This is a genomic window from Acidovorax sp. GW821-FHT11A03 (genome assembly GCF_058809075.1).
Genome location: NZ_JBXASG010000001.1, coordinates 377835 through 398691, shown reverse-complemented (window position 1 = coordinate 398691; position 20857 = coordinate 377835). Strand labels below are relative to the sequence as shown.

General features: G+C 67.3%; 21 protein-coding genes. 6 read left to right on the top strand and 15 right to left on the bottom strand.

Annotated features, from left to right (window positions below; all coding sequences use genetic code 11):
- Nucleotides 1-46: 46 nt before the first annotated feature.
- The 4 genes from AC1RVY_RS01865 to AC1RVY_RS01850 form a co-directional block, all read right to left on the bottom strand.
- Entirely contained in the window at nt 47-1174 is a 1128-nt protein-coding gene (locus tag AC1RVY_RS01865; RefSeq protein WP_218294882.1) for a branched-chain amino acid ABC transporter substrate-binding protein, read from the bottom strand.
- 130 nt (nt 1175-1304) lie between these two features.
- Complete coding sequence (locus AC1RVY_RS01860) at nt 1305-1877, bottom strand: hypothetical protein (RefSeq protein WP_492805048.1); 573 nt, start codon at nt 1875-1877, stop codon at nt 1305-1307.
- Entirely contained in the window at nt 1877-2311 is a 435-nt protein-coding gene (locus AC1RVY_RS01855) for a DNA polymerase III subunit chi (RefSeq protein ID WP_218294880.1), read from the bottom strand. Before AC1RVY_RS01855 ends, AC1RVY_RS01860 begins: the two co-directional genes overlap by 1 nt.
- Before the next feature lie 7 nt (nt 2312-2318).
- On the bottom strand, nt 2319-3848 hold the full coding sequence (locus tag AC1RVY_RS01850) for a leucyl aminopeptidase (RefSeq protein ID WP_369642536.1): 1530 nt from the start codon (nt 3846-3848) through the stop codon (nt 2319-2321).
- A 73-nt stretch (nt 3849-3921) separates the two neighbouring features.
- Between AC1RVY_RS01850 and lptF the strand changes: the two genes are divergently transcribed.
- From lptF to AC1RVY_RS01825, 5 genes are all read left to right on the top strand, one after another.
- A complete protein-coding gene (gene lptF / locus AC1RVY_RS01845; protein ID WP_218294878.1) occupies nt 3922-5025 on the top strand; it encodes an LPS export ABC transporter permease LptF in 1104 nt (367 codons plus the stop codon).
- The gene (gene lptG, locus AC1RVY_RS01840; protein WP_218294877.1) at nt 5022-6128 is read left to right on the top strand and encodes an LPS export ABC transporter permease LptG; all 1107 of its coding nucleotides are present in this window, start codon (nt 5022-5024) and stop codon (nt 6126-6128) included. Before lptF ends, lptG begins: the two co-directional genes overlap by 4 nt.
- 33 nt (nt 6129-6161) lie before the next feature.
- On the top strand, nt 6162-6545 hold the full coding sequence (locus AC1RVY_RS01835; RefSeq protein ID WP_369642537.1) for a sirohydrochlorin chelatase: 384 nt from the start codon (nt 6162-6164) through the stop codon (nt 6543-6545).
- 43 nt (nt 6546-6588) lie between these two features.
- The gene (locus AC1RVY_RS01830; RefSeq protein WP_218338495.1) at nt 6589-7530 is read left to right on the top strand and encodes a CysB family HTH-type transcriptional regulator; all 942 of its coding nucleotides are present in this window, start codon (nt 6589-6591) and stop codon (nt 7528-7530) included.
- A 70-nt stretch (nt 7531-7600) separates the two neighbouring features.
- Nucleotides 7601-8773, top strand: a complete 1173-nt coding sequence (locus AC1RVY_RS01825) for a pyridoxal phosphate-dependent aminotransferase (protein ID WP_492805045.1) — start codon at nt 7601-7603, stop codon at nt 8771-8773.
- 20 nt (nt 8774-8793) lie between these two features.
- Here AC1RVY_RS01825 and AC1RVY_RS01820 read toward each other — a convergent pair whose 3' ends face one another.
- The 4 genes from AC1RVY_RS01820 to AC1RVY_RS01805 all read right to left on the bottom strand — a co-directional run bounded on the left by AC1RVY_RS01820 (nt 8794) and on the right by AC1RVY_RS01805 (nt 12874).
- Nucleotides 8794-9708, bottom strand: a complete 915-nt coding sequence (locus AC1RVY_RS01820) for a DMT family transporter (RefSeq protein ID WP_492805043.1) — start codon at nt 9706-9708, stop codon at nt 8794-8796.
- Nucleotides 9709-9787: 79 nt separating this feature from the next.
- Entirely contained in the window at nt 9788-10735 is a 948-nt protein-coding gene (locus AC1RVY_RS01815; RefSeq protein ID WP_492805041.1) for a LysR family transcriptional regulator, read from the bottom strand.
- A gap of 35 nt (nt 10736-10770) precedes the next feature.
- Nucleotides 10771-11772, bottom strand: coding sequence for a quinone oxidoreductase family protein (locus AC1RVY_RS01810; protein ID WP_492805039.1), 1002 nt, complete (start codon nt 11770-11772; stop codon nt 10771-10773).
- Nucleotides 11773-11920: 148 nt separating this feature from the next.
- Nucleotides 11921-12874, bottom strand: coding sequence for a helix-turn-helix transcriptional regulator (locus AC1RVY_RS01805; protein ID WP_218294871.1), 954 nt, complete (start codon nt 12872-12874; stop codon nt 11921-11923).
- A 94-nt stretch (nt 12875-12968) separates the two neighbouring features.
- Between AC1RVY_RS01805 and AC1RVY_RS01800 the strand changes: the two genes are divergently transcribed.
- Nucleotides 12969-13577, top strand: a complete 609-nt coding sequence (locus AC1RVY_RS01800) for a glutathione S-transferase family protein (RefSeq protein WP_492805037.1) — start codon at nt 12969-12971, stop codon at nt 13575-13577.
- Between the two features lie 26 nt (nt 13578-13603).
- Here the strand turns inward: AC1RVY_RS01800 and rng are convergent, their stop codons facing one another.
- The 7 genes from rng to AC1RVY_RS01765 all read right to left on the bottom strand — a co-directional run bounded on the left by rng (nt 13604) and on the right by AC1RVY_RS01765 (nt 20797).
- Complete coding sequence (rng, locus tag AC1RVY_RS01795) at nt 13604-15091, bottom strand: ribonuclease G (RefSeq protein ID WP_492805035.1); 1488 nt, start codon at nt 15089-15091, stop codon at nt 13604-13606.
- Between the two features lie 144 nt (nt 15092-15235).
- Nucleotides 15236-15850 carry a Maf family protein gene (locus AC1RVY_RS01790; RefSeq protein WP_492805033.1) on the bottom strand — a complete coding sequence of 205 codons (615 nt, stop codon included), beginning with the start codon at nt 15848-15850 and terminating at the stop codon, nt 15236-15238.
- Between the two features lie 97 nt (nt 15851-15947).
- The gene (gene rlmH / locus AC1RVY_RS01785) at nt 15948-16415 is read right to left on the bottom strand and encodes a 23S rRNA (pseudouridine(1915)-N(3))-methyltransferase RlmH (protein WP_005798500.1); all 468 of its coding nucleotides are present in this window, start codon (nt 16413-16415) and stop codon (nt 15948-15950) included.
- Nucleotides 16416-16489: 74 nt separating this feature from the next.
- Nucleotides 16490-17371, bottom strand: a complete 882-nt coding sequence (gene rsfS / locus AC1RVY_RS01780; RefSeq protein WP_369642545.1) for a ribosome silencing factor — start codon at nt 17369-17371, stop codon at nt 16490-16492.
- Between the two features lie 205 nt (nt 17372-17576).
- Nucleotides 17577-18545 (bottom strand): oxygen-dependent coproporphyrinogen oxidase, encoded by a 969-nt coding sequence (hemF, locus tag AC1RVY_RS01775; RefSeq protein WP_218338490.1) that lies wholly within the window; start codon nt 18543-18545, stop codon nt 17577-17579.
- A 139-nt stretch (nt 18546-18684) separates the two neighbouring features.
- Nucleotides 18685-19962 (bottom strand): phosphoribosylamine--glycine ligase, encoded by a 1278-nt coding sequence (gene purD, locus AC1RVY_RS01770; protein WP_492245328.1) that lies wholly within the window; start codon nt 19960-19962, stop codon nt 18685-18687.
- A gap of 115 nt (nt 19963-20077) precedes the next feature.
- Nucleotides 20078-20797, bottom strand: coding sequence for a YebC/PmpR family DNA-binding transcriptional regulator (locus tag AC1RVY_RS01765; protein WP_218294864.1), 720 nt, complete (start codon nt 20795-20797; stop codon nt 20078-20080).
- Nucleotides 20798-20857 lie beyond the last annotated feature (60 nt).

The following is a 20857-nucleotide window of genomic DNA, read 5'->3' as shown; positions in this document are numbered from 1 at the left end:
CCCTGCAGGGCACAGGGGCCCTGCAGCGCGGTACCGCGCTGACTAATTACAGCGGGGTCTTCTTGCCGTCCTTGTAGACGTACAGGGTGATGGCGGGGTTCTTCATTTCGCCGTTGGGTTCGAAGGCGATGGTGGAGGTCACACCCTTGAAGCTGGCCTTGGCCAGTTCGTTCACGTACACCTTGGGGTCCACGGAGTTGGCACGCTTCATGGCGTCCACCAGCAGGAACGTGGCGTCATAGGTGTAGGGGCTGTACACCTGGAACTGGTTGGGGTACTTGGCGTCGTACTTGGCCTTCCAGGCCGTGCCGCCAGGCATCTTGGCCAGCGAAGAACCGCCTTCGGCGCAGATCACGTTGCCCAGGGTCTTGGCACCGGCGGCCAGCTTGGCGATTTCCGACGTACAGACGCCATCACCACCAAAGTACTTCACGTTGCCCATGCCCAGCTGCTCCATCTGGCGCAGCATGGGGCCGGCTTGTGGGTCCATGCCGCCGTAGAACACGGCATCAGGGTTCTTGGACTTGATGGCGGTCAGGATGGCCATGAAGTCGGTGGCCTTGTCGGTCGTGAACTGCTCGTCCACCACCTTCATGCCCTTGGCCGTGGCCGTCTTCTTGAACACGTCTGCCACGCCTTGGCCGTAAGCGGTACGGTCGTCGATAATGGCAACGGTCTTGAGCTTGAGCGTGTCGACCGCGTAGAAAGCCAGGCCAGCGCCCAGGGCGTTGTCGTTGGCGATGATGCGGAAGGTGGTCTTGTAGCCTGGCTTGGTCAGGTTGGGGTTGGTCGCAGCGCCCGTCACCATCGGAATGCCGCAGTCGTTGTAGACCTTGGATGCTGGGATGGTGGTACCGGAGTTGAGGTGACCGACAACGCCTGCGACCTTGGAGTCGCACAGCTTTTGTGCAGCGGCCGTGCCCTGCTTTGGATCGGCTGCATCGTCTTCGGCCTGCAGTTCGAACTTGATCTTCTTGCCGCCGATGGTGACGCCTTGAGCGTTCAGCTCTTCAATGGCCATGCGGGCGCCATTTTCGTTGTCCTTGCCGTAGTGGGCTTGGGCACCGGAAACCGGAGCCACGTGGCCGATCTTGACCACCTGCTCTTGTGCAGAGGCCACACCAGCAGCAGCCGCGATAGCAGCAACCACGGTCAGTTTCAACTTCAATTGCATATCAATCTCCAGTAAAGATAAACGCTGAGAATATTCTTGTGTCTCAACGCAGGCGAACATATCGCAATTTACGGGCCAGATCATTAGGGAACACGATTAAAAGCGAGAGAAACCACAGGGGAATACCCTGTCATCCCTTTGGCACCAAGGGTGTCCCGCTGGCCAGCTCATCCGCCACCGCCTCGTACACAGCGTGCCGGACCACCGATTCAATCTCTTCGCGCAGCCGTGGCAGCACCGATCGTGTCTGCTCCTGCACCACCGTGGCGATCGCTTCGCGCAAACGTTGATCCAGCACAACGTCCACGCGCTGCATGACCCTGTGCACCATGTATTCCTCCATGCCCTCCGGCAATGGTCGGGTCAGCGCAACCGGACTCACGGCCCCCACGGACACGGGCGGCGCCACGGTGCCCGCTGCCGGAGCATTGCGGGCCGGCGCGGGCACGATGCCCGGCGGAGCGGCGGGCCTTGGCGGGGCCACGGCGGGCCGATGGGCGCCATGCACGAAGGAACCCGGCGGCTGCGCCGCCTGGTGCACGGCGTTCGCCGCCGGCCGCGCCTCGGGCAGCATGGAGGGATGCATGACCGTGGTGCGCGATGGTGCAGCGGCCGCGGCCTGCGATGGGGCGGAATCCGGCGCCCGCACCACTTCGGTGAGGGTGGGGACAAAGCGCGGAGGCGTCTTGGGGGGCAGCGCCATCAGCCGGCTTTCAGCACCAGGTCGTGGCGGGTGATCTCATACCCGCGTGAGGCATAGTGGCGCCAGCGCGACCTCGCCTCGCCGCGATCGGCCTCATCCTGCGCGCTCACCACCTCGACTAGGCGATCAAACCGGCCAAACCCTTCCGGCACTTCGGCGTGCAGGTTCAACAGCACCTCGTGGTGCGCGGCGGAACGCGCGTCGGCCGTCAGCAGCACGGGCGATGCATGGACAAGTTCTTCGTCGGCACCGCCCAGGCAATGGGCCACAAAATCCTGCGGCGCCAGCACCCAGAGCATGCGGTCCAGCACCGCCAGCGTCTCGGCCGGTGCTGCAATCACCAGCCGTGCACCGCTGCGCTGCACCTTGCGCGCAAAGCGGCATGCATAGGCCAGCTTGTCCGGCGCATTGAAGTGAAACGCGACCTCGGTCATGGCGTGATCAGCCGAGCTTGGCGCGCGGCGCCTTCACCGTCGCCGGCCTGGGGGAGGCCGCACGCGCGGCCGAAGATGCCTTGGAGGCGGGCTTGGTGTTGGCCGCCTGCCCCAGAAGGTAATGCACCAGCAGCCCGACCGGCCGCCCCGTGGCCCCCTTGGCGGCCCCACCCTTCCAGGCCGTCCCGGCGATATCCAGATGGGCCCAGGGCAGGTCACCCACATATTTCTGCAGGAACTTGGCCGCGGTGATGGAACCGCCCGCGCGGCCCGCCACGTTCCCCATGTCCGCGAAATTGCTTTTGAGGCCATCCGCGTAATCGTCGTCCAGCGGCATGCGCCAGCAGGGGTCCTGCGCGGACTCCCCGGCCTCCTGCAGCGCGGCTGCGAGGGAATCGTTGTTGGCAAACAGCCCGCTGCGCACGCCACCCAGCGCAATCACGCACGCGCCGGTCAACGTGGCGATGTCCACCACGGCGGCGGGCTTGAAGCGGGACGCATAGGTGAGCGCATCACAGAGCACCAGCCGGCCTTCGGCGTCGGTGTTGAGGATCTCGATGGTCTGGCCGCTCATGCTCGTGACCACGTCGCCGGGCTTGACAGCACGGCCGTCGGGCATGTTCTCGCAGGCGGGGATCAGCCCCACCACGTTGATGGCGGGTTGCAGCTCGCCCAGCGCGCGGAACGTTCCCAGCACGCTGGCGGCGCCGCACATGTCGAACTTCATCTCGTCCATCTCCGGCGCGGGCTTGATCGAGATGCCCCCCGTGTCGAACGTGATGCCCTTGCCCACCAGCACGACAGGCGCCTGGTCCTTGGCCGCGCCGCTGTAGCGCAGCTCGATGAACCGCAAAGGCTCCTCGGACCCCCTCGCCACGGCGAGGAAGGCGCCCATTCCCAGGCGGGCCACCTCGGCCGGGCCATGGACCTTGCACTGGATGCGGGGCAGCTTGGCCAGTGTCTTGGCCGCATCGGCGAGCAGGCTGGGCGTGGCGTGGTTGGCGGGGCGGTTGCCCCATTCCCGCGCGAACTCGACCCCGGCGACCAGTGCCACGCCGGCATCGAAATCCTCGCGCACCTCGGGGACGCTGTGCACGCCCACCACGCAGCGGTTCAGGCTGCGCGCCTCCACCTTTGTCTTGGTGGTCGTATAGACGTAGCTCGCTTCGGCCACGGCCTGCACGGCGGCACTGACGGCCGCTGGCTGCGCAGCACCCGCAAAACAGAGCGCCACCCGCTTGGTCTGCGGCGCCTTGATGGCCGATCCCACCGCCTGCAGGGCCTGGCGCGTGGCGCGGGCCGCGCCGTCGCCCTGCCCGACCAGAACCACCCGGCGGGCGGCAACGGCAGGCACCTGGTACAGCTGCAGGTGCTTGCCTGCCTTGGTGGACAGATCTCCGTTCTTGAGCGCCAGCGCCGCCAGGGCAGACAGCGCATCCTTGCCAGGCTTGAAGCCCTCGGGAAGCAGGACGACCAGCAGGTCGCATTTTTCCGAAGCTGCCGCAGCAAGGTCAAGGGTCTTGAGATCAAAGTTCATAATCGGTGTTTTCCTTTTGAGCGTGCTATGCACTTTGACATGCACGCAAAAGTGCATAGCGCGCTCCTAGCCAATGTTATTCGATTCATCCATCCGCAAGGAGCTGGCGCGCAGCTTCGGTGCGACCCTCGTGGTGCTGGTGACCGTGGTCATGACCATGATGCTCATCCGCACGCTGGGCCAGGCATCGCGGGGCAGCGTGAGCCCTTCCGATGTCATGCTGGTCATGGGGTTCACGGTGCTGGGCCAGTTGCCCACCATCCTGAGCCTGAGCCTCTTCATCGCCGTGGTCGGGACGCTGTCGCGCATGTACCGAGACAGTGAAATGGTCATCTGGTTCGCCAGCGGCCGCGGGCTGGTCAGCCTGCTGCGGCCCTTGCTGCGTTTTGCCTGGCCGGTGATGGTCATCATCGCCGTGCTGTCGCTGCTGGTCTGGCCCTGGGCCAATTCCCAGATCCAGGAACTCAAGACGCGCTATGAACAGCGCAGCGACATCGACCGCATCGCACCCGGCGAGTTCCAGGAATCCTCCAATGGCAGCCGGGTGTTCTTCATCGACAAGGACAGCCCGGACACCCAGGCCGGCAACAACATCTTCATCGCCGCCACCGACGGTGCCCGCGAATCCGTCACCTCCGCGCGCAGCGCCCGGCTGGAGACACGGGGCGGCGAGCGCATGGCCGTGCTGAGCGAGGGCCAGCGGCTGGAGACCTCACGCGACAAACCCGGCGTGAAAATCAGCGAGTTCGTCGAATACGGCACCCGCATTGGCTCCGCGCCCGCGGGCTCGGCCGAAGAGCTCTCCGTCAAGACCCGCGCCACGCACGAGCTGCTCATGCAGCCCCTGCCCGCCTACAGGGCCGAGCTGGGCTGGCGCCTGGGGCTGGCGCTGGCGGCGCTCAACTTCGTGGTGCTGGGGCTGGCCGTGGCCAGCGTCAACCCGCGCGCCGCGCGCAGCACCAGCCTAGTGTTCGCGCTCTTTGCCTTCATCGTGTACTACAACCTCATGACGCTGGGGCAAAGCTGGGTGGGCGCGGGCCGGCTCGGCCTGGTGAGCTTCATGGTGCTGCTGCACGGCGGCATGCTGCTCATGTCGCTGCTGGTACTGGCCGCGCGCCACAACCACTGGACGCTGCGGCGGCTTTGGCAGCCCACGCCGCCAGGGAGCCCCGCATGAAAACCATCCGCCGCCTGATCCACCGCGAAGCCCTGTTCGCGGTCGCTTTCGTCACCGCCGGGTTTCTGGCGCTCTTCTTCTTCTTTGACCTGGTGGACGAACTGCGCTGGGTGGGCCGCACCGGCGCCGAGGGTTACCAGCTCTCGCACGCGTTCCTGTTCGTGGTGCTGAGCATTCCCAGCCACCTGTACGAGCTGCTGCCCATCACAGTGCTCATCGGCACCATCTTCGTGATGGCGCGGCTCGCCCAAAGCTCCGAGTTCACCATCATGCGCACGAGCGGCATGGGCCCCTGGCGTGCCTTGCGCACGCTGGTGGCGCTGGGCGGCTTCTTCGTGCTTCTGACCTTCGCCGTGGGCGACTACATTGCGCCGCTGACCGACCGCGCCGCCCAGCTGGTCAAGGTGCGGTACCTCGGGCGCCTGACCACGGGCGCCACCGGCGCCTGGCTCAAGGAGCGCCAGGACGACCACTCCTATGCGGTGAACGTGCGCGCGCTCACGACCAACGGCGGCATGCTGGACGTGCGCATCTTCGAGTTCGATGCCAAGGGCCGGCTGGCATCGCAGACACGGGCGGCGGCGGGACAGTTTGGGCCGGACGGCGCGTGGAATCTGGAGAAGGTGCAGCGCAGCCGCTTCGAGCAGCGCGGCGGCGACGAAGCGCGCGTGGAGCACCTCGATGCCCCCACCCTGCAATGGCCCACCCGCATCAGCGCCGACATGGTGGCCGCCTCGCTGCTCAAACCCGACCGCATGGCCACCATCGACCTGTTCCAGTACATCCGCCACCTCGACGCCAACGGCCAGTCCGCCCAGCGCTACGAGATCGAGTTCTGGCGCAAGGTGTTCTATCCCCTCAGCTGCCTGGTGATGGTGGTGCTGGCCCTGCCTTTTGCCTACCTGCACTTCCGCTCGGGCGGCATCGCGGGCTATGTGTTTGGCGGCGTCATGGCCGGCATCAGCTTCTTCCTGCTGAACAACGTGTTTGGCTATGCGGGCAACCTGCAGAACTGGTCGCCGTGGCTCACGGCGGCCGCGCCCGGACTGATCTACTCCGTGCTTTCGCTCGCGGCTTTTGGATGGCTGGTGCTCCGGCGCTAGCCCCGGCTGTCACCCTGCCCCGATCTGCAACCCATGAACCACCGCGCCATCGTCCTGTTCTCCCACGGCTCGCGCGACCCCCTGTGGCGCGCCCCCATGGAAGCCGTGGCTGCCCGCATCGGCGGGCAGCACCCGGACCGCCCTGTGGCCTGCGCGTACCTGGAGCTGTGCACCCCCACGCTGGCACAGGCCACGGACCAGCTCGTCGCGCAGGGAGCGGCCCATGTCACGGTCGTGCCCATGTTCCTTGGCACGGGCAAGCATGCGCGGAACGACCTGCCGCTGCTGGTGGAGGAGTTGCGAGCGGCCCATCCCGCCGTGCGGTTCCATGTGCAGCCCGCCATTGGCGAAGACCCGCGCATGACGGCTTTGATGGCAGAAATTGCCTGTGAGGTGCCTTCCGCTGAAATCCCTTAGATAGCTGCAGCATAATGATGCAACTCTTTAGGCGATATCAGATATGAATCTGCACCAATTCCGCTTCGTTCAAGAGGCTGCGCGCCGCAATCTCAACCTGACCGAAGCGGCCAAGGCCCTGCACACCTCCCAGCCGGGCGTGTCCAAGGCCATCATCGAGCTCGAAGAAGAACTGGGAGTGGACATCTTCGCGCGCCATGGCAAGCGCCTCAAGCGCATCACCGAACCCGGCCAGCACGTGCTCAAGAGCATCGAGGTCATCATGCGGGAGGTGGGCAACCTCAAGCGCATCGGCGAGCAGTTCAGCGCCCAGGACAGCGGCACCCTCAGCATCGCCACCACCCACACCCAGGCCCGCTACGTGCTGCCCGTGCCCGTGGCGCGCCTGCGCGAGGCCTATCCCAAGGTCAACATCAGCCTGCACCAGGCCACACCGCACGAAGTGGCGCGCATGGTGATCGATGAAGTGGCCGAGATCGGCATGGCCACCGAATCCCTGGCCGACTACCCCGAACTCGTCACCCTGCCCTGCTATGAATGGCAGCACGTGCTGGTGGTGCCCAACGACCACCCGCTGGCGCAGAAGGAGCGCATCGGGCTGGACGACCTGGCCCACGAGGCGCTGATCACCTACCACCCCTCCTTCACCGGCCGCGGCAAGATCGACCATGCCTTTGCCGCACGCAAGCTGCAGCCGCGCATCGTGCTCGAGGCCATCGATTCCGACGTGATCAAGACCTACGTGCGCCTGGGCCTGGGCATCGGCATCGTGGCCGAAATGGCCATGCGCGACGACCCCGTGGGTGACCTTGCCGTGCGTCCCGTGGGGCACCTGTTCGGCCAGAGCGTGGCGCGGGTGGCCTTCAAGCGGGGTGCGTACCTGCGCAACTTCGTCTACAAGTTCGCCGAACTGCTCAGCGACCGGCTGAGCCGCGAGCTCATCGCCCGCGCGATGACCGGCCACGTCAACGACTACGAACTCTGACACCGGCACCCGCCCGATTGCCCATTCCACCACCCCATTGCTTCCCAGCCTGACCTTCCGCCACAGCGCCATGACTGAGACCACCGACACCGCCCGCACACCCGCCTTCCCCAGCAAGCTGCCTCAGGTGGGTACCACCATCTTCACCGTGATGTCGGCCCTGGCGGCCGAGCACGGCGCGGTCAACCTGGGCCAGGGGTTTCCTGACTTCGAATGCGCCCCGGAGCTGGTGAACGCCGTGACGCGGGCCATGCAGGCCGGCCACAACCAGTACCCGCCCATGCCCGGCATCCCGGCCCTGCGCGAGGCGGTCGCCAGCAAGATCGCGGCGCTGCACGGCCGCCGGTACAGCCCGGGCACCGAGATCACCATCACGGCCGGCGCCACGCAGGCCATCATCACCACCATCCTGGCCATCGTGCACCCGGGCGATGAAGTCATCGTGCTCGACCCCTGCTACGACAGCTACGTGCCCAACATCGAACTGGCGGGCGGCAAGGCGGTGCGCGTGCCGCTCACGCCGGGCACCTTCCGCCCCGACTTCGGCAAGATCGGTGCGGCCATCACGCCGCGCACGCGCGCCATCCTCATCAACAGCCCGCACAACCCCAGCGCCACCATCTGGACGGCCCAGGAGATGCGCCAGCTGGAAGACCTGCTCGCGCCCACCGACATCCTGCTCATCAGCGACGAGGTGTACGAGCACATGGTGTTCGACGGCGCCGAGCATGAAAGCGCCGCGCGCTTTCCCGGCCTGGCGGCACGCGCCTTCATCGTGTCGAGCTTTGGCAAGACCTTTCACGTCACCGGCTGGAAGGTCGGCACCGTGGCCGCCCCCGCAGCGCTGACGGCCGAGTTCCGCAAGGTGCACCAGTTCAACGTGTTCACCGTGAACACGCCCATGCAGCACGGCCTGGCCGCCTACCTGCAGGACCCGGCGCCCTACCTGCAGCTGCCCGCGTTCTATCAGGCCAAGCGCGACCTGTTCCGCCAGGGCCTGGAGGGCTCGCGCCTGAAGCTGCTGCCGAGCACCGGCAGCTACTTCCAGTGCGTGGACATCTCGGCCGTGAGCGACCTGAACGAATCGGACTTCTGCCAGTGGCTCACCCGCGAGGTGGGCGTGGCGGCGATTCCGCTGTCGGCGTTCTACGGCGACGGGTTTGACCAGCGCGTGGTGCGTTTCTGTTTTGCCAAGAAGGACGACACGCTGCGCGCCGCGCTGGAGCGGCTGCGCAAGCTCTGACCAGGCAACGGCCCCCGGCCCTACCGGGTCTGCCGGGCCAGCCAGACACCCAGAACCGCTAGCGCCATGCCCGCCAGCGCCCAGCCGCCGAGCGTCTCGCCAAACACGGCCCAGGCGATCAGCGCGGTGGTGGGCGGGGTCAGGTAGAACAGGCTGGCCACGTTCACCGCGCCACCACGGCGGATCAGCAGGTTCAGCAGGCTGACGGCGCCCAGGGACAGCACCAGCACCAGCCAGCCCAGCGCGAACAGGAACTCGCCGCCCCACTGCACGGCCATGGTTTCCGTCGCGTATGCCAGCACTGCCATGGCCACCACGCACGGCAGGTACTGGATGACCGAGCCGGTGCGCAGGTCGAACGCGGGGCAAAAGCGCTTTTGGTACAGCGTGCCGGCCGTGATGCCCAGCAGCGCCACCACGGCCGGCAGCAGCATGCCCACCAGCGCGCCGCCCGGCACGGTGGCCACCTTGCCGGCCACCACCAGCGCCACGCCGGTAAAACCCAGCGCCAGGCCCGCCCATTGCGCGGGCCGTACCTTCTCGCCCAGCAGGGCGCCCGCCACCAGCGCGGTCAAGAGCGGCTGCAGCCCCACCACCAGCGCCGTGATGCCCGACGGTAGCCCGTGGCCGATGGCGATGAACACCCCGCCCAGGTACACCCCGTGCACCAGCAGGCCTGACACGCCGATGTGCAGCCAGGCCCTGCCCGATGGCGGCCAAGGAGCACGCACCAGCGTCACCACCGCCAGCATCAGCACGGCGACGATCGCGAAACGAATGGCCAAAAAGGTGAGCGGCTCCACATATGGCAGCCCCAGCTTGGCGCCGATGAAGCCGGTGCTCCACAGCGCGACGAAGAGCAGGGGAATGAGCGCGTCGAGCGTGCCCGGTGTGGCGGTGGGGTGCTGCTGGGGCTGGGGCGTTGCCTGGGTCATGGAATGTCAATAGAGGAAAAAGCGCGGACCGGCATCGCAGCCGAAACAAGACGAAGTTGACAACACAAGGACGCCAAGCTCACGGGGGCACATCCACGGTGGCCTGGTCCTGACCGTTGTCCGCCCGCGCGGCAAACCAGTCCACCACCCAGGCGCGAAAGGCCGCCATCGCCGCCGTGCTGAAGCGTGCCGAGGGCCGCACCAGATAGATCCCCGCGTCGGTGTTGAGCTGCCACTGCGGCAGCACCTGCACCAGCTGGCCCGATGCGATGCCGGGGTCGATCAGCCAGTCGCCGCCCGCCAGGATGCCCACGCCCAGGATGGCGGCCGCGAGCAGCGCTTCGTTGTCGTTGCTGACCAGCGATCCGCGCACCACCACGCTGTGGCTCGCCCCCGCCTGCGTGAGCTGCCATTCAGGGTAGGACTGCAGGCCGGTGAAGCCCAGGCAGTTGTGCTGCGCCAGGTCCGCGGGCACCTGCGGGGTGCCGTTCTTCGCCAAGTAGCCCGGCGCCGCCGCCATGATGCGGCGGTGGCTGCACAGCCGCGTGGCCACCAGCCGGCTGTCGGCCAGCTGGCCGATGCGGATCGCGGCGTCGAAGCGCTCGCCCACGATGTCCACCAGCCGGTCGGCGTACTCCAGCTCCAGCGTGACCTGCGGATGGGCCAGCGCAAATTCGGCCACCATCGGGCTGAGCAGGCGCCGCCCCATGGCGGCGGGCACCGACACGCGCAGCCGCCCGCGCACCTGCGCCGCGCCATCGGCCGCTTCCTTCTGGGCCTGTGCGATCAAATCCGTCGCCTCGCGCACCTTCTCGACCAGGCGCTGGCCTTCGTGCGTCAGGTGCAACTGGCGGGTGGTGCGCTCGACCAGCCTCACGCCCAAGCGGCGCTCCAGCGCGTTCAAACGCTTGGACAGCACCGAGGGGTGGCGCTGCAGCGCACGGCCCGCCGCCGCGAACGAACCCGCGTCGCTCAGGGCAATAAGGGTGGCCAGTTCATCGGCGTGCTGGCTGTCGAGCAGGTCCATCGGGTATCAAAAGCGCCATGGCATGGCGCGAGGGGCTACGGAGCCAGGATGATCGCACCTTGCGAGCGCCCCTGCTCCAGGTCGGTGTGCGCGGTGCCCGCATCGGCCAGCGCGTAGCGGCGCCAGATGCGCGGCGTGATGACGCCGTCCGCCACGGCCCGCAGCACGTCCTGGGCGCGCTCCTGGTACTCCGCCGCCGTGGCCGTGTGCGCGGCCAGCGAGGGGCGCGTGAGGAACAGCGAGCCCTTGGCATTGAGCGTGCCCACCGCGATGGGCGCCGGCACGCCCGCGGTGGCACCAAAGGACACCAGCAGGCCGCGCGGGCGCAGACTGTCGAGCGAGGCCTCCAGCGTGGCCCGCCCGATGGGGTCGTACGCCACGTCGGCCCCGCTGCCGTGCGTGGCCTCGCGCACCTGACCCGCCAGCGTGGCGGAGTCGAACACGAACACCGCGTCGCAGCCCGCCGCCCGGGCGCGCTCCACGCTCTCGGGCCGGGAGACCACGCCCATCACAAAGGCGCCCAGGTGACGGGCCCAGGCGCACATCAGCTGGCCCAGCGCGCCGCCCGCGCCATAGATGAGCACCTTCGAGCCCGGGGCCACGGAATATGTCGTCTTGAGCAGGTACTGCGCCGTGATGCCCTTGAAGAGCACCGCCGCCGCCTCGTCCAACCCCAGCGCATCGGGCAGCCTGACCAGCCGCTCGGCCGGGAACAGGCGCGCGCTAGCATAGGCCCCCAGCGGCCCGGTGGCGTAGCCCACGCGATCTCCCACCGCCACATTCAGCACCCCCGGCCCCACGGCCGCCACCTGCCCCGCGCCTTCCAGCCCCAGGCCGGACGGGAACGGGATGGGCACCGCGCCCTTGCGCTGGCTCACATCCAGCGGGTTCACGCCGATGGCCGCCTGTGCGAGCCATACCTGGCCTGGGCCGGGCGCCTGGGGCTCCACCCCTTCCAGCCGCAGGACATCGGGCCCTCCGGCTGCATCGATCCGCACGCGGTGGTGCATGGGTTTTTCCTTGTCGGTTGATTCCATGCACAGAGCGTAAATTGTGGTGCCGTATCCAGCAATCGGGGGGCATGCAGTTGACTCCTGCAACGGGTGCAGCAGTTGCCAGGAAGGGCCCGGCTCTGGTGGCCGGGGCGGGATCGGCCATCGATGCCTGCCACAGCCCCCCAAAGGCTCATGCCGTGCAGCGCAACGCCCGCTCGCCCGCCACCCGCAGCCGCTCCTTCAGCGATGCCGGCGCGAGCACCTCGAATTCGACATCGAGCGCCATCAGCCAGTAGACCAGGGAGTCATTGGCCGCGCACTCCAGCTGGCACCGCAGCCCCTTGCCCAGGGTGGAGACCACGCCTGCGGACTTGGGAATGCGGCGCGACATCACCGCATACGGCGCATGCAGCACGACGCGCGCCTGCTCGGCGTGGTGCGGCGCCGAGATGGAGCGCGCAACGTAGCCCTTCAGATCGCCGCCGTCAGGCGAGGCCCGGGGCGCGAAATGCGCGCCCACCTGGGGGTCGCCCACGATGCGGTCGATGCGGAAGGTGCGCCAGTCGGTGCGCACCCGGTCCCAGGCGACCAGGTACCAGCGCTCGCCGGTGTGCACCACGCCTTGCGGCTCCACCTGGCGCTGTGCGCTGCGGCCCTTGCCGTCCTCGTAGCTGAACTCGATGCGCAGCTGGTCGCGGCAGGCGGACGCCAGCGTGGCCAGCAGCGATGCTTCCACCACCGGCCCGGTGCGGTCCAGCGGCAGGATGGCCGAACGCAGCGCGTCCACGCGTTTGCGCAGGCGCGCGGGCATGGCCTGCTCCAGCTTGACCAGCGCCCGGAGCGCGGGCTCCTCGATGCCGCCCACCGCGCCGGCCGTGGCGGTGCGCAGCGCGATCGACACGGCCAGGGCCTCGTCGTCGTCCAGCAGCAGGGGCGGCAGCGCCTGTCCGGCGCGAAAGGCATAGCCGCCGGCCACCCCGCTGCTGGCATGCACAGGGTAGCCCAGCTGGCGCAGGCGGTCGATGTCGCGCCGCAGGGTGCGCGGGTGCACCTCCAGGCGCTCGGCCAGTTCTGGCCCCATCCAGTGGTTGCGCGTCTGCAGCAGCGACAGCAGGCGCAAAAGGCGGGTCGATGACGTGAGCATGGTGCGACTGTACTTTTTATTGAGGACCGAAACTGTCCGCAATGGAATCTACAGTGGCACCACCTTTTCTTCCACCACCACCAAGGAGTTTTCCATGTCCATCGTCCTCTACTGGCACCCCATGTCCAGCGCCAGCCCCATTGCCTGCGCCCTTGCCGAACTGGGCGTGCCCCACGAGCGCGTGAAGATCGACATCCGCACTGGCGAGCAGCGCCGCCCGGAGTACCTGGCCCTCAACCCCAACGGCAAGGTGCCCACCCTGACCGTGGACGGCGCCCCCATGTTCGAGGCGCTGGCCATCCACCTGTGGCTGGGCCACCGCTACGGCATCGAGCGGGGGCTGTGGCCCGCCGCGGGCACGCCAGAGGCGCTGCAGGCCCTGTCGTGGTGCGTCTGGGCGTATGTCACCTACGGCACGGTCCTGGTGCGCCTGCAGGTGGCCACGCAAGGCGACGAGGCCCTGCGCAGCCCCGCGCACGCCGAGGCCGCCACCCGGGGGCTGAACGAACTGCTGGCGCTGCTGGATGAACGGCTGGCCGCGCAGCCCTGGATGCTGGGCGCGGACTACTCGCTGGTGGACCTGGTGGTGGGCTCGGTCCTGGGCTACAGCGTGTACCTGGGTGCGCCCCTCAACGCACACCCCCACGTGCAGGCCTGGCTGGCGCGCGTGCAGGCGCGTCCGGCGATGCAGATCGAAAGCTGAGCTGGCGGCGAAAAAGGCGGCCAGGGCTAGAGCAGCACGATGTCGTACTGCTCCTGCCCCATCGCGCTTTCGGACTGCAGCGAGATCGGCTTCTTGATGAAGTCCGAGAGACCGGCCAGGTGCTGGCTTTCCTCGTCCAGGAACAGCTCCACCACCCGCGGCGAGGCCACCACGCGGAACTCGCGCGGGTTGAACTGGCGGGCTTCGCGCAGGATCTCGCGCAGAATGTCGTAGCACACGCTGCGCGCGGTCTTCACGCTGCCCTTGCCCTGGCAGGCCTCGCAGGGTTCGCATAGCATGTGGGCCAGCGATTCGCGGGTGCGCTTGCGCGTCATCTCCACCAGGCCCAGCTGCGAGAAGCCGCCGGCCATGGTCTTCACGCGATCGCGGCCAAGCTGCTTTCGGAACTCCGCCAGCACGGCCTGCTGGTGGTCCTCGCGCACCATGTCGATGAAGTCCACGATGATGATGCCGCCCAGGTTGCGCAGGCGCAGCTGGCGCGCAATGGCCTGCGCGGCCTCCAGGTTGGTCTTGAAGATGGTGTCGTCGAAATTGCGCGCGCCCACGTAGCCACCGGTGTTCACGTCGACGGTGGTCAGCGCCTCGGTCTGGTCCACGATGAGGTAGCCGCCGGATTTCAGATCGACGCGCCGGCCCAGCGCCTTCGCCACTTCCTCGTCGATGGAGTACAGGTCGAAGATCGGGCGCTCGCCCTTGTAGTGCTGCAGCTTGCCGGCGGCGGCGGGCATGAACTCCACACCAAACGCCCGCAGGCGCTGGAACTGCTCCATCGAGTCGAGCCGGATGGTCTGCGTGTGGTCGCCCACCAGGTCGCGCAGCACGCGCTGCAGCAGGTCCAGGTCCTGGTGCAGCAGCGACATCGCGGGCAGCTTGAGCGATGCCTCCTTGATGCGCGCCCAGGTCTTGCGCAGGTAGGCGATGTCCTCCGCCAGCTCGGCGTCGGTCGAATCCTCTCCGTTGGTGCGCAGGATGAAGCCGCCGCCACCGCCCGTGGCCTTGTCGCCCACCAGCGCCTGCAGCCGCGCGCGCAGCGCATCGCGCTCCGCGCCGGGGATTTTTTGCGACACGCCCACATGGTCGTCCTGCGGCAGAAACACCAGCAGGCGCCCGGCCACGCTGATCTGCGTGGACAGGCGTGCGCCCTTGGTGCCGATCGGGTCCTTGATGACCTGCACCATCAGCGACTGGCCTTCGAACACCTGCTTTTCAATGGGTACCTGCGGCTCGTTCTTGCGGGCGAATGCCGGCGGCTCGCCATCGGGCTGGCGTTGCCACACATCGGCCACGTGCAAAAAGGCCGCGCGCTCCAGCCCGATGTCGATGAAGGCCGACTGCATGCCCGGCAGCACACGCGAGACCTTGCCCAGGTAGACGTTGCCCACCAGGCCGCGCTCCAGCGTGCGCTCGATGTGCAGCTCCTGCACGGCGCCATGCTCCACCACGGCCACGCGGGTTTCCTGGGGCGACCAGTTGATCAGGATGTCTTGTTGCATGGCTTCTTCTTTTCTGAAATCGGTCGCGTTCTTGCTGCTGTTGGAATCACCGAGGCGCTACGCCGGGGCCGCCGGGGAACTGGCTTTGCCAGGCCCCTGGCAGCGTCCCCCTGGGGGGAAGGCGCCGCAAGCGACTCAGGAGGGTCATATCTGAAACCCGGCGGCGCGCAGAAGTTGCGCTGTCTCGTACATCGGCAACCCCATGATGCCCGAATAGCTGCCAGCCAGGTGCTCCACATAGGCAGCAGCCCGGCCCTGAATACCGTAAGCCCCGGCCTTGCCCAGTGGCTCACCCGTGGCCACGTAGGCATCAATCTGCGCGGGCGTCATGGCGGCGAAGGTCACGCGCGACACCGACAGCGCAGAAAGGCGCCTGGGGCCCACCTGCAGCGCCACGGCGGTGAGCACGCGGTGCTCGTGCCCTGCCAGTTCGGCCAGCATGCGCGCAGCGTGTTGTGCGTCGTCGGGTTTTCCGTAAATCGCGCGGCCCAGGGCCACGGTGGTGTCGGAGCACAGGATGGGCGCATCCGGCAAACCCCGGCGCGCGCGCCGGGCCACGGCGGCATCCAGCTTGAGGCCGGTCACGCGCTCCACATAGGCCGCGGGCGCCTCGCCGGGCAGCACCGCCTCGATGGCCTCGGCGTCTTCGGGCTCGTCGCCGTCCACGTTGGGCAGCAGCAGTTCGTGGCGCACGCCCAGCTGTTCGAGCAGCTGGCGCCGGCGGGGGCTCTGGGAGGCAAGGTAGATGAAGTCGGGCATGAACGGATTTTGAGAAGAAAACCGGCTCTAGCGCTTATCCATCAAGCGCTAGCAGCTATAAAAAATATAGTATTTCGCCCGCACGCCGATCCAGCCCTCACTCGCGGTGGTAGGGGTGCCCGGCGTTCACCGACCAGGCGCGGTACAGCTGCTCGATGAGCAGCACGCGCACCATGGCGTGGGGCAAAGTCAGGTCCGAGAGGCGGATGCGCTCGTGCGCGCCCTGGCGAAACGCCGGATCGAGCCCGTCCGGGCCGCCGATGACCAGTGCCACGTCGTCGCCACCCAGCTGCCAGCCCTTGAGCCGTTCGGCCAGGGCCTTGGTGGTGAGGCTGGTGCCGCGCTCGTCCAGCGCCACCACGCGCGTGCCGCGCGGGATGGCCGCCTCGATGCGCTCGCGCTCGGCGGCGTACAGCGTCTCCAGGGTCTTGGAGCCGCGCGGTTCGGTCTTGACGGCCTTGAGTTCGACCTTGAGTTCGGGCGGAAAGCGTTTGGCGTAGTCGTCGTAAGCCGTTTGCGCCCAGTCAGGCACCCGCTGCCCGACCGCCACGATAAGCAGCTTCATTTGATGTGCACCTGGGGTTCAGAGGGGGGCGCCGTGCGCAGGCGTAGCGGCCAGCACACAGCCCCGCCCACGCATCAGCCCTTGCGGGCTGGAGCCTTCTTGGCCGCAGGCTTGGCCGCTGCGGCGGCGCCAGCGGTCCTGGACGCCGGCTTAGCCGCCGCGCGCGCAGGCGCCTTGCCCACGGGGGCCGATGATTTCTTGGCTGCGGGCTTTTTCGCGCCGCCTGGCTTCACGACCACGGTCTTGACGGGGGTCTTGGGCGCTGCGGGCTTCCTGGCGGCTGCCGTGCCGGCAACCTTGCCCGCGGTCTTGCTGGCGGTTTTGGCGGCGGGCTTGCCAACGTGGGTCTTCGCAGCCGGCTTGGCGGCAGCAGACTTGGCCGGCGCAGCCGCGGCAGTCTTGGCGGCGGTCCTGGCCACGGCCTTCACCGTGGCCTTGCCGGAACGGGCCGCCACGGTGGGCGCCGCCGTCTTTTTTGCAGGCGCCTTGCCAGCGGCCTTGGCGTCGGATTTCGCCGCCTTCTGGGCCGACTTCTTCTCGGCCAGCTCGGTGGCCGCGCTGGAGACCGGCTTGGCCGCGCCGAGCTTCAGGCGCACGGGCGTGTCGCCCCACAGCTCTTCCAGGCGGTAGTACTGGCGGATGGCGGGCTGCATGATGTGCGCCACGGCGGCGCCGCAGTCCACGATGATCCATTCGCCGTTGTCTTCGCCTTCGATACGCGGCTTGGTAAAGCCCGCTTCTTTCACCGCGTCGCGCACGCTGGCGGCCAGGGCCTTGGTCTGGCGGTTGGAGGTGCCCGATGCCACGATCACCCGTTCAAACAGCGGCGAGAGATGCTCGGTGTTGAAGACCTGGATGTCTTGCGCCTTGACGTCCTCCAGGCCATCGACGATGGCGCGCTGGAGTTTGGTGACGTCTTTCTTGGCGGCGGTTTCCGATTTGGTGGAGGTGGTCATCAGGCGGTGAATAGAGAGGGAATGGAATCAATATAGCGTGCAACGCAGCGCACAGCCAGCGGGCTGAGCCTTGGGTGTTGCGCTGGTGTTGTGCTTTGGCGCTGCAGCAGTTTGAGGTGTTTTTGGCCTCTTGCGCTGGTGTGAAAAGCGCGGGCAGCTATTGAAATTATAGCTTTTGCGGTGTTCACACCCTTGGACCCGGCTTTCAGGCGGTGGGGGCGGCACCTTCGGCAAGCCAGTCGCGGCGCACCAGGAACCTTTGCAACAGCGCCGCCTCGGCCGAATCGGCGGCATCGGAGCGCTGGTACGACCACGACACCAGCGGCGGCATGGACAACAAAATGGACTCGGTGCGCCCCCCCGACTGCAGGCCAAAGTGGGTGCCCCGGTCCCACACCAGGTTGAACTCCACATAGCGGCCCCGGCGGTAGAGCTGGAAGTCGCGCTCGCGCTCGCCAAACGGCAGGTTCTGGCGCTTCTCCACGATGGGCAGGTAGGCCTTGAGGAAGGCGTCGCCCACCGACTGCGTCATGGCCAGGCTCTGGTCAAAGCCCAGCTCCGAGAAGTCGTCATAGAACACCCCGCCCACGCCACGCTGCTCGCCGCGGTGCTTGAGGTAGAAGTATTCGTCGCACCACTGCTTGAAGCGTGGGTACTTGTCGTCGCCAAAGGCGCTGAGCGCATCGCGGCAGGTGCGGTGAAAGTGCACCGCGTCTTCCTCGAAGCCGTAGTACGGCGTGAGGTCCATGCCACCGCCAAACCAGCAGGTCGGCGCCTGCCCCGGATGGCCCGCCGCGATCATGCGCACATTCATGTGCACGGTGGGCACATACGGGTTGCGCGGGTGGAAGACCAGCGACACGCCCATGGCCTCGAACGGCGCACCGGCCAGCTCGGGCCGGTGCTGCGTGGCCGAGGGTGGCAGCTGCGGGCCGCGCACATGGCTGAAGCCACAGCCCGCGCGTTCGAACACCCGGCCGCCCTCCAGGATCTTGGTGATGCCATCGCCCTGCAGCGGCTCGCCGGGCGGCTTGCTCCAGGCATCGGCCAGAAAGCGTGCACCGCCCTCTCCTTCCACGGCCTCGAGCGCATCGGTGATGCGCGCCTGCAGGCCCTGCAAGTAGCTGCGTACGGTCGCCACGGTCGTGGCCGGATTCAATCCAGGTTGTTGCATTTCAGTTGTCCATTGCCATCGGCGCCATGCGCTGCCGGTAAAACTGGCGCGGCCCAGGCCAGGGACGCCCAGCAAGGGCCGCCTCCGCGAGGGCGTCATCCCCTGCGGGGGAAGGCGCCGCAGGCGACTCAGGAGGGGGCTATTTCACCGCGCGGAAACCAATGTCGCGGCGGTACTGCGCGCCATCGAACTGGATGCCACGCGCCACGTCGTAGGCACGCTGTTGCGCCTGCTTGACGCTGTCGGCCAGCACCGTCACGCACAGCACCCGGCCACCGGTCACGCTGACCACGCCGTCTTTCAGCTGCGTGCCCGCATGGAACACCACGGCATCGTCGGCCTCGGCGGGCAGGCCGGTGATGGGGTCGCCCTTGCGCGGGTTCTCCGGGTAGCCGTGGGCTGCCATGACCACGCCCAGCGCGGTGCGGCGGTCCCATTGCAGCTCCATCTGGTCGAGCTTGCCATCGGCCGCGGCGGCCATCACATCGCTGAAATCGCTCTTGAGGCGCATCAGGATGGGCTGGGTCTCGGGATCGCCCATGCGGCAGTTGAATTCGAGCGTCTTGGGGTGGCCCTTGGCGTCGATCATCAGCCCGGCATACAGAAAACCGGTGTAGGGAATGCCGTCCTTTTCCATGCCCCGGATGGTGGGCAGGATGATCTCGCGCATGGCGCGGGCGTGCACGTCGGCCGTGACCACGGGCGCGGGCGAGTAAGCCCCCATGCCGCCGGTGTTGGGGCCTTCGTCGCCGTCTTTGAGGCGTTTGTGGTCCTGGCTGGTGGCCAGCGCCAGCACGTTCTTGCCATCGCACAGCACGATGAAACTGGCTTCCTCTCCTTCGAGGAATTCCTCGATCACCACGCGCGCGCCACCTTCGTTGTGCGTCACGCCGTATTTGTTGTCCACGAGCATGAAGTCCACGGCATCGTGGGCCTCCTGCAGCGTCATGGCCACGACCACGCCCTTGCCAGCGGCCAGGCCGTCGGCCTTGATGACGATGGGGGCGCCCAGGCGGTCCACGAAGGCGTGGGCGGCGGCCGGGTCGGTGAAGGTGTCGTAGTCGGCCGTGGGAATGCCATGGCGGCGCATGAAGGCCTTGGAGAAGGCCTTGGAGCTTTCGAGCTGGGCAGCAGCCTTGGTGGGGCCGAAGATGCGCAGGCCATTGGCACGGAACTCATCGACCACACCCGCCGCCAGTGGCGCTTCGGGGCCCACCACCGTCAGTGCGATCTTTTCGGCCTGCGCCCACACACGCAGTTCGCGCACGTCGGTGATGGCCACGTTCTCGAGCTTGGAGTTCAGCGCGGTGCCACCGTTGCCGGGCGCCACATACACCTTGGTCACCTTGGGGGACTGGCTCAGTTTCCACGCCATCGCGTGTTCACGGCCGCCGCCACCAATCACAAGTACTTTCATAGGAGCCTTTGGTGAACCCGGCCCACAGCACCGGGCTGCGTGGCGGGGTTCGGGGAAATATCAGTCGGAAAACAGGTCAGCGCAAGAAAAAATCGGCGATCCAGCGGCGCCGAGGTCAGAGCGCGGCGTTGTGGTAGACCTCTTGCGTATCGTCCAGGTCTTCCAGCACGTCCAGCAGCTTTTGCATCCTGGCGGCGTCGTCGCCGGTCAGTTCAATGGTGTTCTCGGGCCGCATGGTCACGCCCGCCACCTCGGCAGTGAGGCCCGCCGCCTCCAGCGCGTTCTTCACGGCCTCGAAGTCGGCCGGGGCGGTCAGCACCTCCACGGCGCCATCGTCGTCGGTCACCACGTCTTCGGCGCCCGCCTCCAGCGCCACTTCCATCACCTTGTCCTCGCTGGTGCCAGGGGCAAAGATCAGCTGGCCGCAGTGTTTGAACTGGAACACGACCGAGCCTTCGGTCCCCATGTTGCCACCGTGTTTGCTGAACGCGTGTCGCACTTCGGCCACGGTGCGCACCCGGTTGTCGGTCATGGTGTCGATCATGATGGCCGCGCCGCCAATGCCATAGCCTTCGTAGCGGATTTCCTCGTAGGTCAGGCCTTCGGCGTTGCCCGTGGCCTTGTCGATGTTGTATTTGATGCGGTCGGCGGGCATGTTGGCCGCCTTGGCCTTGTCCACCGCCAGGCGCAGGCGGGGGTTGGCAGACAGGTCGCCGCCGCCCGAGCGGGCAGCCACGGTGATTTCGCGAATGATGCGGGTCCAGATCTTGCCGCGTTTTTCATCCTGCCGCCCCTTGCGGTGCTGGATATTCGCCCATTTGCTGTGTCCTGCCACGAGAGATCCTTTTGTATTGATTTAATCTACTGAGCGCGATTTTACTTTTTGCCGAACCTG

Bases quoted from the DNA above. Each gene is read 5' to 3' on its own strand.
- lptG (WP_218294877.1), top strand. From the start codon at position 5,022: ATGAAAACCATCCGCCGCCTGATCCACCGCGAAGCCCTGTTCGCGGTC.
- purD (WP_492245328.1), bottom strand. From the start codon at position 19,962: ATGAAAGTACTTGTGATTGGTGGCGGCGGCCGTGAACACGCGATGGCG.
- hemF (WP_218338490.1), bottom strand. From the start codon at position 18,545: ATGCAACAACCTGGATTGAATCCGGCCACGACCGTGGCGACCGTACGC.
- rsfS (WP_369642545.1), bottom strand. From the start codon at position 17,371: ATGACCACCTCCACCAAATCGGAAACCGCCGCCAAGAAAGACGTCACC.
- AC1RVY_RS01850 (WP_369642536.1), bottom strand. From the start codon at position 3,848: ATGAACTTTGATCTCAAGACCCTTGACCTTGCTGCGGCAGCTTCGGAA.
- AC1RVY_RS01815 (WP_492805041.1), bottom strand. From the start codon at position 10,735: ATGGACCTGCTCGACAGCCAGCACGCCGATGAACTGGCCACCCTTATT.
- AC1RVY_RS01835 (WP_369642537.1), top strand. From the start codon at position 6,162: ATGAACCACCGCGCCATCGTCCTGTTCTCCCACGGCTCGCGCGACCCC.
- AC1RVY_RS01810 (WP_492805039.1), bottom strand. From the start codon at position 11,772: ATGGAATCAACCGACAAGGAAAAACCCATGCACCACCGCGTGCGGATC.
- AC1RVY_RS01825 (WP_492805045.1), top strand. From the start codon at position 7,601: ATGACTGAGACCACCGACACCGCCCGCACACCCGCCTTCCCCAGCAAG.
- AC1RVY_RS01790 (WP_492805033.1), bottom strand. From the start codon at position 15,850: ATGCCCGACTTCATCTACCTTGCCTCCCAGAGCCCCCGCCGGCGCCAG.
- AC1RVY_RS01865 (WP_218294882.1), bottom strand. From the start codon at position 1,174: ATGCAATTGAAGTTGAAACTGACCGTGGTTGCTGCTATCGCGGCTGCT.
- AC1RVY_RS01800 (WP_492805037.1), top strand. From the start codon at position 12,969: ATGTCCATCGTCCTCTACTGGCACCCCATGTCCAGCGCCAGCCCCATT.
- rlmH (WP_005798500.1), bottom strand. From the start codon at position 16,415: ATGAAGCTGCTTATCGTGGCGGTCGGGCAGCGGGTGCCTGACTGGGCG.
- AC1RVY_RS01855 (WP_218294880.1), bottom strand. From the start codon at position 2,311: ATGACCGAGGTCGCGTTTCACTTCAATGCGCCGGACAAGCTGGCCTAT.
- rng (WP_492805035.1), bottom strand. From the start codon at position 15,091: ATGCAACAAGACATCCTGATCAACTGGTCGCCCCAGGAAACCCGCGTG.
- AC1RVY_RS01860 (WP_492805048.1), bottom strand. From the start codon at position 1,877: ATGGCGCTGCCCCCCAAGACGCCTCCGCGCTTTGTCCCCACCCTCACC.
- AC1RVY_RS01830 (WP_218338495.1), top strand. From the start codon at position 6,589: ATGAATCTGCACCAATTCCGCTTCGTTCAAGAGGCTGCGCGCCGCAAT.
- lptF (WP_218294878.1), top strand. From the start codon at position 3,922: ATGTTATTCGATTCATCCATCCGCAAGGAGCTGGCGCGCAGCTTCGGT.
- AC1RVY_RS01805 (WP_218294871.1), bottom strand. From the start codon at position 12,874: ATGCTCACGTCATCGACCCGCCTTTTGCGCCTGCTGTCGCTGCTGCAG.
- AC1RVY_RS01820 (WP_492805043.1), bottom strand. From the start codon at position 9,708: ATGACCCAGGCAACGCCCCAGCCCCAGCAGCACCCCACCGCCACACCG.